The following is a 14783-nucleotide window of genomic DNA, read 5'->3' on the forward strand; positions in this document are numbered from 1 at the left end:
GTCAGTTCCAGATACGCCCGCCCGAGCTCCGCGCCATCGCGGCTCACCCGCGCCGCGCCTTCCCAGTACACCGCGCCGGTCGACTGCCGCGAGTCGAGTTCCTGATCGTCCATCAGCGGATCGGGCTGCCAGGTCAGCAGGCCAGGTAAGTCATCCCCGCGTTCCTGAACCGACGGACACACAACACATCGTCCCGTCCCCGACTTTCCGTCCTACTTCTCTACCGCCAGAAACCGCTGCGCAAGCCGCACCCAATACGTCGAGCCGATCGGCAGCAACTCATCGTTGAAGTCATAGCTCGCGTTGTGCAGCATGCAGGGGCCTGCACCGTGGCCGGCGTCGCGATGGCCGCCCTCGCCGTTGCCAAGAAACGCATAACATCCCGGCTTCGCCAGCAGCATGAACGAGAAGTCCTCCGCGCCCATCGTAGGTTCGACCGAGTCGTCCACCTTTTCTGCGCCGACAACTTCCTTCATAACGGCGGCCGCAAAGCGCGCTTCCTCACTGCTGTTGATGGTGGGCGGATAGTTTCTGTGGAAATGAACGTCGACCGTGCAATCGTAGGCGTCCGCCGTGCTTTGAGCGATTTTGCGCATGCGCGCTTCGATCAGATCGAGCGTTTCAGTCGTAAAAGTCCGTACGGTGCCCGCGATCCACGCATCATTAGGGACGACGTTGACTGCATCGCCGGCATGAATTTGCGTGATCGAAAGCACAGCCGTATCCAGCGGCTTCTTGTTCCGCGTGATGATGCTTTGCAAGCCGTTAGCGATCTGCACCGCGGTAAAAACCGGATCGCGTCCGTTGTGCGGCAGCGCTGCGTGCGAGCCAACACCTTTGATTTCAATGCGGAATTCGTTACTGGACGCCATGATCGGCCCTTCGGTTACGCCGAAGTGGCCCGCCGGCATGCCCGGCCAGTTATGGATGCCGAACACTGCGTCCACGGGAAATTTTTCGAAAAGGCCGTCGTCGATCATGGCCTGCGCGCCGGCGCCGCCTTCTTCGGCAGGCTGAAAAATGAAAACGATGGTGCCGTCAAAATCGCCATGCTTCGCCAGATGCCGGGCTGCGCCGAGCAGCATCGCCGTGTGTCCATCGTGACCGCACGCGTGCATTTTTCCATCGTTTTTCGACCGATGTTCGAAGCTGTTCAGCTCCTGAATCGGCAACGCGTCCATGTCGGCGCGCAGCCCGATCGAGCGCTTGCCATTGCCACGCTTGAGCACGCCGACAACACCTGTCTTGCCCAGTCCGCGATACGTTTCTATACCCCATGACTCGAGCGTCTTCGCGACCAGCTCCGAAGTCGCTGTTTCTTCATAACGCAGTTCGGGATGAGCGTGGATCGTTCGTCGAAGAGTCTGGATTTCTCCGTGAGCAGCCTGAATTTCGGGGATCAGTTTCATAATAGAGTGCCGATGTGCTTGCGCTTTGACTTGCATGGAATCGCTCGGGCGACATGCGCCCGGACGCAGTGCTAACGATTCTACGCCGAAGGCTTTTTGGCGGCAGCATGCAGGCAACCGCCGGCGGACGTAATAAAATCCCGCGTTGCGCCCTGCTTACCGTCTCCTGAATGGTTACCCAATGAACGCTCCGACCGAATTCGTTCGCGCAGTTTGCCCGCACGACTGCCCCGACACCTGCGCGATGCGGGTAACAGTCGAAGGCGATCGGGCAATCAAGGTCGTCGCCGATCCAGATCATGCTCCGACCCAAGGCGCGTTGTGTACCAAAGTCAGCCGCTATGCGGAGCGCGTTCATCATCCGCAACGCCTGACGACGCCCATGAGGCGCGTCGGCCGCAAGGGCGAGGGCCGTTTCGAGCCGATCGGCTGGGAAGAAGCGTTGGAGCTGGCCGCAAAGCGCCTGCGGGAGATAGCCGGCCGCGTGCCGCAAGCCATCCTTCCATATAGCTACGCGGGCACGATGGGCCTCGTCCAGGGCGACAGCATCGCGCAGCGGTTCTTCCACAAGCTGGGCGCGTCGCAACTGGACCGTACCATCTGCGCGGCAGCCGGCGCCGCTGGCTTGAAATACACCTACGGCGCGAGCATCGGCATGCTCACCGAGTTTTTCGAGGAAAGCGAGGTCATCCTCATCTGGGGCTCCAACCCGATTGCGTCGAACCTGCATTTCTGGACGCGCGCGCAGCAGGCCAAGCGCCGAGGCGCGCGCCTCATTGCAATTGACCCATATCGGTCGCTCACCGCGGAGAAGTGTCATCAGCACATTGCGCTGAAACCGGGCACCGACGGCGCCTTGGCGCTCGGCATGATGCACGTCTTGATCTCCGAAGACCTGCTGGATCACGCTTACATCGCCGCGCACACGTTGGGCTTCGCCGAACTGAAGGCTCGTGCGCTCACCTATCCGCCGTCGCGGGTGGCAGAAATTTGCGGCATCGACGAGCAGGTTATCGTCGACCTCGCGCGACTTTACGGCAGCACGAAGAAAGCGGCGATTCGCCTGAACTATGGTCTGCAGCGAGTGCGCGGCGGCGGCAACGCGGTGCGCGCGATCGCGTGCCTGCCATCGCTCACCGGCGCGTGGCGCGAGCGCGCGGGCGGCGCCTTGCTGTCGTCGTCCGGTTGGGCGCCGGTGGACTCGCATGCGCTGCAGCGTCCGGACCTGATGCCCGGCTGGCCGGCGAGCCCGAGCCGCGTCATCAATATGAATGCAATCGGCGACGCGCTGCTGCACCCAGGCGACGCCGAGTTCGGTCCGAAAATTGAGGCGATCGTCGTGTATAACTCGAATCCGGTTGCTGTTGCGCCGGATTCGGAGCGCGTCGCCGCCGGCTTCGCTCGAGAAGACCTCTTCACGATCGTGCTTGAGCACTTCCAGACCGACACCGCCGATTACGCCGACCTTCTGCTGCCCGCCACCACGCAGCTCGAGCATCTCGACGTGCATAAGTCGTACGGCCACACGCACGTCATGGCGAACTTGCCGGCGATTCCGCCGGTCGGCGCGGCGCGTCCCAATACGGAGATCTTTCGCGGCCTCGCGCGGCACATGGCGCTGGATGAACCGGCGCTCTTCGAAAGCGACGAGGCCGTTGCTCAAAACGCATTCCGCTGGCAGGACAAGAAGCTCGAAGGCGTGAACTGGGAAGCGCTCAAGCAGGCCGGCTGGGCAAAGCTGAACCTGCCCGACGCGCCTTTTGCGGAAGGCGGCTTTTACACGCCATCGGGGAAGTGCGAGTTCTACAGCGAGCGGCTCGCGCAGCAGGGTCTTGACCCGCTTCCGGATTATCTGCCGCCCTATGAGTCGGCGGAATTCGCGCCTGAACTGGCCGCCCGCTATCCGCTCGCGATGATCTCGCCGCCCGCGCGCAACTTTCTGAACAGCACGTTCGTCAACGTCGAAAGTCTGCGGTCGACGGAAGGCGAGCCGCATCTCGACATCCACCCGGCGGACGCCGAGCCGCGTCACATCGCCGACGGCGATTACGTGCGCATTTTCAACGACCGCGGCTCGATGCAGGCGCGCGCCCGCGTCACCGACCGTGCGCGCGAAGGCCTTGTGGTCGGCTTGTCGATCTGGTGGAAAAAGCTCGCGCCCGACGGCCGCAACGCCAATCAGGTCACGAGCCAGGCGCTTACCGATCTCGGTGGATCGGCAACTTTCTACGACTGCCTCGTCGAAGTGGAGCGCGTCTGACGCGCTCTTGCAACATCGCGCAAGCCTCGCCAACAAGGCTTCCGAAGGTTCGAGGCAGCAGTCTAACGCAGCCGTTTTTCGCGAATAGCGCAGGGACGCCCATGCTACGATGCGTTTTTAGCACGACCATTCGAAAATAAAGAAGGAGACGCTGCATGGATAAAATCTGGCTGAAATCCTACCCGCCCGGCGTTCCCGCAGAGATCGACCCGACCCGCTATTCGTCCGTCGCCGAACTGCTCGAGGAAGCATTCCGCGAGCACCGCAACAAGCCGGCGTTCGTCTGCATGGGAAAGGGCATCAGTTACGGCGAACTCGACGCGCTTTCGCGCAAGCTGGCCGCGTGGTTTCAGTCGAAGGGCCTTGCGCGCGGTGCCCGCATCGCAATCATGATGCCGAACGTGCTGCAATATCCGGTCGCGATTGCGGCGATTCTGCGGGCGGGTTATGTGGTCGTGAACGTCAACCCGCTCTATACGCCGCGTGAGCTCGAGCATCAGTTGAAAGACAGCGGCGCGGAAGCAATCGTCCTGCTCGAAAATTTCGCCGTCACGTTGCAGGCCGTCGTACGCAATACCGCTGTCAAGCACGTCGTGGTCGCCGCAATGGGCGATCTGATGGGCGTGAAGGGCGCTGTCGTGAACTTCGTCGTGCGCCGCGTGAAGAAAATGGTGCCCGCCTGGAGTTTGCCCGGTCACGTCAAATTCAACGCGGCCATCGCCGAAGGCGAGCGCCAAACTTTCAAGCCCGTCCAGCAAGGCCCCGACGATGTCGCGTTCCTTCAGTACACCGGCGGCACGACCGGCGTGGCCAAGGGCGCCACGCTGCTGCACAGGAACCTGATTGCGAACGTGCTGCAGTCCGAAGTGTGGCTCAATCCGGTTCGCGCAAACCGCACGGACATCGAGCAGTTCATCACGGTTGTGGCCTTGCCGCTGTACCACGTGTTTGCGCTGGCGGTGTGCGGTCTGCTGACCATCCGCACAGGCGGACTCGGCGTGCTGATCCCCAATCCGCGCGATATTCCCGGCACGATCAAGGCGCTCCAGGGTTACGCAATTACCACCATCCCGGCGGTCAACACGTTGTACAACGCGCTGTTGAACAGTCCCGACTTCGACAAGCTCGACTTTTCGAAACTGATCGCGGCAAACGGCGGCGGAATGGCCGTCCAGGAAGCTGTCGCAAAGCGCTGGTTCGAGCACACGAAGACGCCGATCATCGAGGGCTATGGCTTGTCCGAGACCTCGCCGTGCGTCACCTGCAATCCTGTGACGGTGACCGAATATAGCGGCACGATCGGGCTGCCGTTGCCGTCGACCGAAGTCTCCATCCGCGACGACGACGGCAACGAAGTGCCGCTCGGGCAACCGGGCGAGATCTGCATCCGCGGCCCGCAGGTGATGGCTGGCTATTGGAACCGGCCTGAAGAAACCGCGAAAGTCATGACGCCGGACGGCTTCTTCAAATCGGGCGATGTCGGCTTCATGAACGACCGGGGTTTCGTGAAGATCGTGGACCGCAAGAAGGACATGATTCTGGTTTCCGGCTTCAACGTGTATCCCAACGAGATCGAGGACGTGGTCGCGAAGCTGCCCGGCGTGTTCGAAGTCGCGGCGGTCGGTGTGCCGGACCAGCATTCGGGCGAGGCGGTGAAGTTGTTTGTCGTCAAGAAAGACGACGCGCTGACGGACGCCGACATATTCGCCTACTGCAAACAGCAGCTAACCGGCTACAAGCGGCCGAAGATCGTCGAGTTCCGCACCGAGCTGCCGAAGAGCAATGTCGGCAAGATTTTGCGTCGCGAACTGCGTGATGGGCGGGTGTGAGCGGAAGCCCAACATCGCGGACGCTGACACGCCGTAACGCATAGGCATCAGCAGCATTCGAAGGCCCGGCTGACGCGACAGGTCAGCCGGGCTTTTTCGTTTCCCCGCATCCCGCCACAGCCATAAAAAAAGGCGCCCGAAGGCGCCTTTGAGGCAAACTGCTTTTTTACGACTTATTAGAACTTGTGGCGGATGCCGACGCGAGCTGCGAGCTGGTTCTGGTTCGACGAGCCCGACAGGCCGTTGATGCCAGCCGTTGCCGTGACGACGGCGCCTGCCGCATTCACGGTTTCGCCCGTAGCGTGCTGGTACACACCGATCACGTAGACGTCGGTACGCTTGGACAGGAAGTAGTCCACGCCCAGCGCGCCTTGGTGGTACTGAGCGCGCGAGTTGCCGTTGACTTCCGAACCGCGCGTGTAGTCATACGCTGCGCCGACCAGCAACGCCGGGGTCAACTGGTACTTGAAGTTGACTTCCGCGTTGTTGAACGTAGCCGTTTGGCCCTTGAACGGCGATGCGTACGACGCGCCCAGGTTTGCAAAACGGATGTTCGAGTACGTCAAGCCGAGGGTTGCTGCGCCGAACGTGTAAGCACCGCCTGCACCGATAACCTGGTACGTGTTAGCCGATGCGAAGCCAGCGTAGACCGGCGACGTCACTGCGCCAGCCGGCGTAGCTGCCGTGCCGCCGTTGTTGAACAGACCACCCGAAGCTGCCGGCGTGCGCGCGTTCAAATAACCAACGCCCAAGACCAACGGACCGTTGTTATAGCCAGCGCCCAACGACCAGATCTGGTTCTGCGAGAAGTTGCCTGCAACACCGCCGAAGCTGTACGTGCCGCCGAACTTCAGGCCGCCGTAATCCGCGCTCGTGTACTTGACCGTGTTGTTCGTACGGTATGCGTTGTTGAAGTTGTCGATGTCGCCCGGGTGAGCAGCGATGTAGCCGCCCCACTGGTCGCCGGCTTCCAGCGGACCGACGTAGTCGACGACGGAGTCGTACTGACGACCCAGCGTGACCGTGCCGAACTGGCTCGACAGACCGACGTAAGCTTGACGACCGAACATCAGGCCGCCTTGACCCAGCTTGCCGTTGTTCACGTCAAAGCCGTTTTCCAACACGAAGATTGCCTTCAGACCGCCGCCCAGATCTTCCGTGCCACGCAGGCCGAAACGCGAGCCTTGCATGACGCCGCTGGACAGGTTGTACAGGTGCTTGCCACCCGAGTTGGTGTTGATGTTGAAGCCTTCGTCAATGATACCGTACAGGGTCACGCTGCTCTGAGCATGTGCGACGCCTGCGAATGCGCCCAGTGCTGCGAGAGCGAGAAGCGACTTTTTCATCGAATGATCTCCAAGGATTACGAATCTTTTTTACAAGGCGAATATTTATGTAGCGTTGAGGCCTTGCTTGTCCAACTTCGCGAGAAGTTGCACGTAATGTAACAAAAGGGCTACATGGCACAAAGAAAAAGGACGCTGCCTGGACGGCTCCTGTTTCGTTTACGCAACATGATCTAAAATCGAAATCTTGATGCCTTCAGCGGCTGGATCAGCCCCGCGCGAAGGCCGTGTTTTTTCCCGCGAAGCCTTGTCGCGCGGGCCATGAAGAACGCGAAGCAAGTTGTCGAATCACGGAGTGCCGAATGTTTCTGGACGAGTTGATTACTGAATTTGATCGGGGTTTACGCTCAATGACGGGCGTTTCGCGCATGAGCCGTCCTTTGCCAGTTCCGCAAGAATCGGCGGCTTCGGCGGAGGCGCCCGAGCTCTCGCCGGCCGAGCGCGCGCACTCCGCGGGTCTGATGCGCGTGAACCACGTCGGCGAAGTCTGCGCGCAGGCGCTTTACCAGGCACAGAAGCTCGCGACCAGTTCGCCGTCGTTGAGAAGCGTGTTCGATCGCGCCGCAGTCGAGGAAGAAGATCACCTCGCGTGGACGGCGAAGCGTCTCGAGGCGCTCGACTCGCGTCCCAGTCTGCTGAATCCGCTTTGGTACGCAGGCGCGCTCGCCATCGGGCTCGCGGCCGGACGCATGGGCGACCGCGTGAGCCTCGGCTTCATGGCCGAAACCGAGCGGCAGGTCGAACAGCATCTGGACAGCCACCTCGATCGTCTGCCGGTCGGTGATCGCGAATCGCGCGCGATTGTCGAGCAGATGCGCGTCGACGAAGCCGGACATGGAAAAGCCGCAATTGACGCCGGCGGCATCGAGTTGCCGTTCCCCGTGCGCGCCATGATGCGCGCGATGTCGAAAGTGATGACCCGCACCGCGTACTACATATAAGAACCGCCGAGTTTCCGTCTCACCACGCAAGGTGGGACGACGCCCCGCGCGTCGTCCCCGCGTAGCCGCCGAAAACCCCGCCGCACACCTTCCAGACGCCCTTCACGATCGCTTACGCCCCGCGCTGTTCGCCCGCACTTTTCACGTATCACCTTCAGAAGCCTCAGTAGTCCCTTCATTTATAACGATTTTCCGTTTTTCGTCTGACATGAAGGACTCGCGCTAAGTCCTTGTTCTAACAAACAAAATTCGCTCGAAAACGGCCTGTCTCCCTTGACCCGTGTTTAGCGTTCCTCTAAAGTGGGAGACAGTGTGAGAAAGTGTATTTTTGTGTGATCTCACGGGTGGTTTCGGGTAGATTTTTACGAATTGGGCAGCCGGCGCAAAGGCGCGGGCCAAGAGGGAGAGCGAAGTGTTCCAAGGGGCGTCGGCGCTGACGCTCGATGCGAAAGGGCGGATGTCTATTCCGTCCCGCTATCGGGATGCGCTGCAAACACAGGCAGAGGGCCGGGTGACGATCACCAAGCACCCGGACGGCTGCCTGTTGCTCTTTCCGCGCCCGGAGTGGGAAATCTTCCGCGACAAAGTCGACAAGCTGCCCATGAACGCAGCCTGGTGGAAGCGCATCTTTCTCGGCAATGCAATGGACGTCGATATGGACGGCGCGGGCCGCGTGCTCGTGTCGCCGGAATTGCGCGCGGCCGGTTCGCTGGAAAAAGAAGTGACGCTGCTCGGCATGGGGCGCCACTTCGAACTGTGGGACGCACAGATTTACGCCGCGAAGGAACAGGCGGCCATCGCCGAGGGCATGCCCGAAGCGTTGAAGAATTTCACGTTCTGATCGCGGCATACATATATGGCATCTGCGATGAGAAACGAATTGCAGCATCGCACGGTGCTGCTGGAAGAAGCGGTAGCGGCGCTGGTCACGCGCGCGGACGGCGTCTATGTCGACGGCACGTTCGGGCGCGGCGGCCACAGCCGTCTGGTGCTGGACAAGCTGGGGCAAGCGGGGCGTCTGATCGCGTTCGACAAAGACCCGCTCGCCATCGCCACGGCGCAGCAGATCGGCGATCCGCGCTTTGGCATCGTGCACGAGAGTTTTGCTTCACTGCGCACCGCGATTGCGGAGCGCGGGATTGAACGGGTGTCGGGCGTTTTGCTGGATCTGGGCGTGTCGTCGCCGCAAGTCGACGATCCGGAGCGGGGTTTCAGTTTCCGCGCCGACGGCCCGCTCGACATGCGGATGGACCCGACGCGCGGCGAGTCTGCCGCTGACTGGCTGGCGCGGGCCACGGTGCAGGAACTGACGGAGGTGATACGAGATTATGGGGAAGAACGGTTTGCTTTTCAGATTGCAAAGGCGCTTGTTGCTCGCCGGGCAGAGTCCGACCGTCTTGGGCCTCTCGTCAGCACGGGCGAGCTTGCCCAAATCGTGGCTAACGTCGTCAAAACCCGTGAGAAGGGCAAGGATCCGGCAACCCGCACCTTTCAGGCTATACGGATTCACATCAATCAAGAGCTTGCGGAGCTGCAAGTCGTTTTAGAAGCAGCGTTGTCGCTGCTGGAGCAAGGGGGGCGGCTGGTGGTCATCAGCTTTCATTCGCTCGAGGACCGGATCGTCAAGCGATTCATGCAGGCACACGCCAGTGCGCCCGCGGTCGATCGTCGTCTGCCGATTCGTGCCGTCGACCTGCCGAGCCCTCCGCTCAAAATCATCGGCCGCGTGTTTGCGAGCGACGCTGAAGTCGCCGCGAACCCGCGCGCCCGTTCTGCCGTGATGCGCGTGGCGGAGCGGATCGCACCATGAATCGCCTCAATATCTTCCTGCTGATGATCGTGATGGGCTGTGCGTTGTCGGTTGTCAACGCAACGAACCAGCAGCGCCAGATCTTTATCCAGTTGCAGCGCGCGCAGTCGCAGGAGCGCCAGTTGCAGCAGGACTATTCGCAGCTTCAATATCAGCAGAGCGCGCTCTCCAAGACGTCGCGCATCGAGCAGTTCGCGACCACGTCGCTGAAGATGCAGGCGGTCAGCACCGGGCGCACGCAATACCTGACGCTCGATCCCGGCGCCGCAAAGGCCGAAGACGCGCCGATTCCGACTTCGGCTCCGGCATCGGCGCCGTCGGCGACTCGCAGCGGAGGCGTTCGATGAAAAAATCGTCCAGCCGCAAGAGCGTCGCTTTCTCGGCTAATCCGATCCTGTCCGTGCGCCTGCCGATGTGGCGCTCGAAGCTCGTCGTGTTTCTGCTTTTCATGGCGTTTGTCGCGCTGACCGCACGCGCCTTCTGGATTCAGGGACCCGGCAACGCGTTCTATCAGAAGCAGGGCGAAATCCGCTATCAGCGCCGCCTCGAATTGCCGGCCACGCGCGGCAAGATTCTCGACCGCAATGGCCTCGTGCTGGCCACGAGTCTGCCGGTGCGTGCGATCTGGGCGATTCCGGAATCGGTGCCGGACGACCTCGGCGCGGACAAGCTGAACTCGCTCGGCAAACTGCTCGGCATGACCGATAAGGAGTTGCGCAGGAAGCTCTCGGAAGACAAGAACTTCGTGTACGTCAAACGTCAGGTGCCGGTGGATATTGCCGAGAAGGTGAAGGCGCTCGACATCCCCGGCATTTACGCGCGCGACGAGTACAAGCGTTTCTATCCGGAAGGCGAGATCACGGCTCACCTGATCGGCTTCACCAACGTCGAGGACGAAGGCCAGGAAGGCGTCGAACTCGGCGACCAGAAGCTGCTCGCCGGCATGTCGGGCAGCCGTCGCGTGATTAAAGACCGCATGGGCCACATCATCGAGGACGTGGACGAGCAGGTCGTGCCGCACAACGGCCAGGACGTGGATCTCTCGATCGACAGCAAGATCCAGTACATCGCGTACACGAACCTGAAAGCGGCCGTCGAAAAGTTCAAGGCGAAGGCCGGCGCGGCGATGGTGATCGACGTGCGGAGCGGCGAAGTCCTCGCGCTCGTCAATTACCCGACCTACAACCCGAACGACCGGTCGCACATGACCGGCGACCAGTTGCGCAACCGCATCCTCACCGACACGTTCGAGCCGGGCTCGATCATGAAGCCGTTCACGGTGTCGCTCGCGCTCGACCTGCACCGCGTCACGCCGACTACACTGGTTGATACAGGCGGCGGCCGCTTCGTGCTCGACGGTGCGCCGATTACCGACGACAGCGCGTTCGGTGTCCTGACGGTCGGCGGCGTGATCCAGAAGTCGAGCAACATCGGCGCGACGAAGATCGCGATGCAGTTGAAGCCCGAAGAGATGTGGAACATGTACACCAGCATCGGTCTTGGCCTCGCGCCGAAGGTCGGTTTCCCGGGTGCGGCGGCGGGACGTCTGCGTCCGTGGAAGAGCTGGCGCCGTATCGAGCAGGCGACCATGTCGTACGGCTACGGCCTGTCGGTGTCGCTGTTCCAGCTCGGCCGCGCGTACACGGCCATCGCGCACGACGGCCAGATCATGCCCGTGTCGATTTTCCGCACGCCTGGCGACCAGCCGGCAACCGGCCCGCAAATCTTTTCGCCGACCACCGCCCGCGAAGTGCGCGCGATGCTCGAAACCGTCGTCTCGCCGGGCGGCACGTCGCCGGATGCGGCGGTGCCGGGCTATCGCGTCGGCGGCAAGAGCGGTACGGCGTATAAGCACGGCCCTCACGGCTACGATCACTCGAAGTATCGCGCGTCGTTCGTCGGCATGGCGCCGATGCCGAATCCGCGCATCGTCGTCGCGGTATCGGTCGATGAACCGACGGCGGGCAGTCACTTCGGCGGTCAGGTGTCGGGTCCGGTGTTCTCGGGCATCGTCGGCGATACGCTGCGCTCGCTGAACGTGCCGCCGCAAATGCCGGTCAAGCAGATGGTCGTGTCCGACGACTCCGCGTCCGCTGCGCCTTCGGCCACTCCCGCGCCGTCCGCAACGAAGAAGATTTCGGCGAACGCGAGCGCGAAGAAGATGACGATTTCCGCGAATGCGAAGACCCATGCGGGAGTCGTTCGATGAGCGCGCTGCGCAACAATCATCCGTCGCATCGGCAAATTGCCGAAGCGTTGAACTGGCTGCAAGCGCACCTGCAGCGAGGCGCGCATCTGCACGCGGACACGCGTTCGCTCACAGCCGGCGACGCGTTTTTCGCCTACGCCGTGGATGGCGCGGACAACCGCGCGTTCATCGACGGCGCGCTTGAACGCGGCGCTGCCGCGGTGCTCGTTCAGCCGGAAGGTTTCAGCGGCGCGATCGACGCGTCCACCACGCTCGCGGTGCCCGCGTTGAACGAGCTCGCGGGCTCGATTGCCAGCGCGTGGTACGGCGATCCGAGCGACAGCATGCTCACGGTCGGCGTCACGGGAACGAACGGCAAGACGTCGTGCAGCCAGTGGATTTCGGCGGCGCTCACCGCGCTTGGCAAACGTTGCGCGATCATCGGCACGCTCGGCACCGGCTTGCCGGGCCAACTCGTGCACACCGGCTTCACGACACCCGACGCGCCGCAACTCCAGCGCAGTCTCGCGCAGTTGCGCGACGCGGGCGCAAAGGCCGTTGCAATGGAAGTGTCGTCGCACGCGTTGCACCAGGGGCGCGTGAACGGCACGGCGTTCGACATCGCCGTGTTCACGAATCTCACGCAAGACCATCTGGACTATCACCACACGTTCGAGGCGTATGAGGCCGCGAAGGCGCGCCTCTTTGCCTGGCCGGAACTGCGTGCGGCCGTGATCAATCGCGACGACGCGGCGGGTCGCCGTTTGCTGGCAAGCACGCAAGGCCACGCACGCACGATCGCGTATGGTCTCGATTCCGCACAACAAAGCGCGCCGCAAGCCGACGCGTCGCTGCTCGCATCGAACGTGCGCGCGACGCCCACCGGCACCGCGTTCCACCTGAGCACATCAGACTGGGGCAATGCCGAAGTCGAAGTGCAAACGCTCGGCGCATTCAACGTCAGCAATCTGCTCGGCGTACTCGGCGCGTTGCTCGCCGCTGAGATTCCCTTCGATGCCGCCCTCGCCGAACTCGCGAAGCTCGAATCGGTGAACGGCCGCATGCAGCGCCTCGGCGGCCGCTTGCAAAACGACGAACCGCTCGTCGTGATCGACTACGCGCACACGCCCGACGCGCTGGAAAAAACACTCGAAGCGTTGCGTCCGATGGCGGCCGCGCGAGGCGGCGAACTGATCTGCATGTTCGGCTGCGGCGGCGATCGCGATGCAACCAAGCGTCCGCTGATGGGCGCCATCGCCGAAAAGATGGCGGACGGCGTGGTGGTCACGAGCGACAACCCGCGCAGCGAAGATCCGCAATCCATCATCGAGCAGATCGCAGCGGGAATGAAAGACGCGTCGAAGGCACGCCGCATCGAGGACCGCGCGAGCGCGATCCTTCAGGCGATCCGCGGCGCCGCGCGCGAAGACGTCATCGTGCTGGCTGGCAAAGGGCACGAAGCAACACAGGAAATCATGGGTAAAAAGCGCGCTTTCTCCGACCAGGACCACGCCCGCCTCGCGCTCGCCGCGCGGGCCACGCAGGCACGCGGAGGTGGCGAATGAGCGCGCAAGGCAATGCGATGTTCACGCTGCGTGAAGCGGCCGCGCTGATTCCAGGCGCAACGGTTATCGGCGACGACAGCGTTGCGTTCGAACGCGTGTCGACCGACAGCCGCAGCGCAGGTCCCGGCGATCTGTTCGTCGCGATCAAGGGCGATCGCTTCGACGCGCATGACTTCCTCGCCGACGTCGCCGCGCGCAACGTGAGCGCCGCGCTCGTCGCGCGCGTGCCCGGCGGCTGGAGCGTGCCCGCCTTGCGCGTGGCCGACACGCGCGTTGGACTCGGCGCGCTGGCTCGCGGCTGGCGTCGCAAGTTCAGCATGCCGCTCGTCGCCGTGACCGGCAGCAACGGCAAGACCACGGTCAAGGAAATGATCGCGTCGATTTTCGCCGCAGCCGTCGGCGTCGATGCGCGCCTTGCCACCGCCGGCAACTTCAACAACGACATTGGCTTGCCGCTCACGCTGTTTCGTCTGAATGCCGCGCATCGGTTGGCGGTCGTCGAACTCGGCATGAATCATCCGGGCGAAACGTCGCTGCTCGCGAAAATCGCCGAGCCGACCGTTGCCGTGGTGAACAACGCGCAGCGCGAGCATCAGGAATTCATGGCGACCGTCGAAGCGGTCGCGCTCGAGCATGCGAGCGTGATTCACGCGCTCACGCCTGATGGAATCGCTGTCTTCCCCGCCGACGATGCCTACGCAAGCATCTGGCGCGTGGCGGCCACGGGCAACCGCATCGTCGACTTCGCGCTGAACACGGCCGAGCGCACAACGGAAGCGGCGGTTACGGGCACGTTCGACGGCAAAGTACTCAGCATCCAAACGCCCGAAGGCCACACAAATATCACGCTGCAAGTGCTCGGCAATCACAACGCGCACAACGCGTTAGCTGCGACGTCAGCGGCGCTTGCCGCAGGCGTTTCGCTCGACGCTATCAAGCGCGGCCTCGAATCGTTCGGCGCGGTGAAAGGCCGCCTGCAGGTCAAGCACGCCGCGCTCGGCACGCTCGCGGGCGCGACCGTGATCGACGACACCTACAACGCCAACCCCGATTCGATGCGCGCCGCGATCGACGTGCTCGCGTCGCACGCATCGCCGCGTGTGCTGGTGATGGGCGACATGGGCGAAGTCGGCGACAACGGGCCGGAATTTCACCGCGAAATCGGCGCCTATGCGAAGGAACGCGGTATCGACGCGCTGTACGCAATGGGCGACGCCTCGCGCGACGCCTGCACCGCGTATGGCGCAAGCGCGCATCACGTCGCCGACGTCGGCACGCTGGTCGCGCAATTGCAGCAGGCCGGTTTCGGTCCCGCTGCAACGCTTCTCGTGAAAGGCTCGCGCTTCATGCAAATGGAGCGCGTGGTGGACGCCGTAACGAGTCCACAACCCAACGCAGCGGGCAGCGCGCCCGCTGCACACTGAAATAGAAGGAC

At 62.7% G+C, this 14783-nt stretch carries 11 protein-coding genes and 1 pseudogene; 9 read left to right on the forward strand and 3 right to left on the reverse strand.

Annotation, left to right across the window (positions count from 1 at the left end; genetic code table 11):
- A pseudogene (locus C8K18_RS30595) lies at positions 1 to 143 on the reverse strand (lipocalin family protein); the annotation flags it as partial.
- A gap of 69 nt (positions 144 to 212) precedes the next feature.
- The gene (locus C8K18_RS30600) at positions 213 to 1409 is read right to left on the reverse strand and encodes a M20 aminoacylase family protein (RefSeq protein ID WP_044022067.1); all 1197 of its coding nucleotides are present in this window, start codon (positions 1407 to 1409) and stop codon (positions 213 to 215) included.
- 181 nt (positions 1410 to 1590) lie between these two features.
- On the opposite strand from C8K18_RS30600, the gene C8K18_RS30605 reads away from it, so the two are divergent.
- A complete protein-coding gene (locus tag C8K18_RS30605; RefSeq protein ID WP_107710831.1) occupies positions 1591 to 3669 on the forward strand; it encodes a molybdopterin-dependent oxidoreductase in 2079 nt (692 codons plus the stop codon).
- Between the two features lie 155 nt (positions 3670 to 3824).
- Entirely contained in the window at positions 3825 to 5498 is a 1674-nt protein-coding gene (locus tag C8K18_RS30610) for a long-chain fatty acid--CoA ligase (protein ID WP_107710832.1), read from the forward strand.
- A 176-nt stretch (positions 5499 to 5674) separates the two neighbouring features.
- Here the strand turns inward: C8K18_RS30610 and C8K18_RS30615 are convergent, their stop codons facing one another.
- On the reverse strand, positions 5675 to 6844 hold the full coding sequence (locus C8K18_RS30615; protein ID WP_006053201.1) for a porin: 1170 nt from the start codon (positions 6842 to 6844) through the stop codon (positions 5675 to 5677).
- A 302-nt stretch (positions 6845 to 7146) separates the two neighbouring features.
- Here C8K18_RS30615 and coq7 point away from each other — a divergent pair, with 302 nt between their 5' ends.
- The 7 genes from coq7 to murF all read left to right on the forward strand — a co-directional run bounded on the left by coq7 (position 7147) and on the right by murF (position 14772).
- The gene (gene coq7, locus C8K18_RS30620) at positions 7147 to 7785 is read left to right on the forward strand and encodes a 2-polyprenyl-3-methyl-6-methoxy-1,4-benzoquinone monooxygenase (RefSeq protein WP_006053202.1); all 639 of its coding nucleotides are present in this window, start codon (positions 7147 to 7149) and stop codon (positions 7783 to 7785) included.
- Between the two features lie 412 nt (positions 7786 to 8197).
- Entirely contained in the window at positions 8198 to 8626 is a 429-nt protein-coding gene (gene mraZ / locus C8K18_RS30625) for a division/cell wall cluster transcriptional repressor MraZ (RefSeq protein ID WP_006053203.1), read from the forward strand.
- 15 nt (positions 8627 to 8641) lie between these two features.
- Positions 8642 to 9595, forward strand: coding sequence for a 16S rRNA (cytosine(1402)-N(4))-methyltransferase RsmH (gene rsmH / locus C8K18_RS30630; protein ID WP_107710833.1), 954 nt, complete (start codon positions 8642 to 8644; stop codon positions 9593 to 9595).
- Complete coding sequence (gene ftsL / locus C8K18_RS30635; protein WP_006053205.1) at positions 9592 to 9942, forward strand: cell division protein FtsL; 351 nt, start codon at positions 9592 to 9594, stop codon at positions 9940 to 9942. Before rsmH ends, ftsL begins: the two co-directional genes overlap by 4 nt.
- Positions 9939 to 11804, forward strand: coding sequence for a penicillin-binding protein 2 (locus C8K18_RS30640; RefSeq protein ID WP_006053206.1), 1866 nt, complete (start codon positions 9939 to 9941; stop codon positions 11802 to 11804). The genes ftsL and C8K18_RS30640 overlap by 4 nt, the downstream gene beginning before the upstream one ends.
- Positions 11801 to 13348 (forward strand): UDP-N-acetylmuramoyl-L-alanyl-D-glutamate--2,6-diaminopimelate ligase, encoded by a 1548-nt coding sequence (locus C8K18_RS30645; protein ID WP_006053207.1) that lies wholly within the window; start codon positions 11801 to 11803, stop codon positions 13346 to 13348. Before C8K18_RS30640 ends, C8K18_RS30645 begins: the two co-directional genes overlap by 4 nt.
- Positions 13345 to 14772 carry a UDP-N-acetylmuramoyl-tripeptide--D-alanyl-D-alanine ligase gene (gene murF, locus C8K18_RS30650; protein WP_006053208.1) on the forward strand — a complete coding sequence of 476 codons (1428 nt, stop codon included), beginning with the start codon at positions 13345 to 13347 and terminating at the stop codon, positions 14770 to 14772. Before C8K18_RS30645 ends, murF begins: the two co-directional genes overlap by 4 nt.
- Positions 14773 to 14783 lie beyond the last annotated feature (11 nt).

The sequence above is a fragment of the Paraburkholderia sp. GV068 genome, assembly GCF_003058125.1.
Classification (GTDB): Bacteria; Pseudomonadota; Gammaproteobacteria; order Burkholderiales; family Burkholderiaceae; genus Paraburkholderia; species Paraburkholderia graminis.

Coding starts and splice junctions, on each gene's coding strand:
- C8K18_RS30600 (WP_044022067.1), bottom strand. CDS start 1,409: ATGAAACTGATCCCCGAAATTCAGGCTGCTCACGGAGAAATCCAGACT.
- C8K18_RS30605 (WP_107710831.1), top strand. CDS start 1,591: ATGAACGCTCCGACCGAATTCGTTCGCGCAGTTTGCCCGCACGACTGC.
- C8K18_RS30610 (WP_107710832.1), top strand. CDS start 3,825: ATGGATAAAATCTGGCTGAAATCCTACCCGCCCGGCGTTCCCGCAGAG.
- C8K18_RS30615 (WP_006053201.1), bottom strand. CDS start 6,844: ATGAAAAAGTCGCTTCTCGCTCTCGCAGCACTGGGCGCATTCGCAGGC.
- coq7 (WP_006053202.1), top strand. CDS start 7,147: ATGTTTCTGGACGAGTTGATTACTGAATTTGATCGGGGTTTACGCTCA.
- rsmH (WP_107710833.1), top strand. CDS start 8,642: ATGGCATCTGCGATGAGAAACGAATTGCAGCATCGCACGGTGCTGCTG.
- ftsL (WP_006053205.1), top strand. CDS start 9,592: ATGAATCGCCTCAATATCTTCCTGCTGATGATCGTGATGGGCTGTGCG.
- C8K18_RS30640 (WP_006053206.1), top strand. CDS start 9,939: ATGAAAAAATCGTCCAGCCGCAAGAGCGTCGCTTTCTCGGCTAATCCG.
- C8K18_RS30645 (WP_006053207.1), top strand. CDS start 11,801: ATGAGCGCGCTGCGCAACAATCATCCGTCGCATCGGCAAATTGCCGAA.
- murF (WP_006053208.1), top strand. CDS start 13,345: ATGAGCGCGCAAGGCAATGCGATGTTCACGCTGCGTGAAGCGGCCGCG.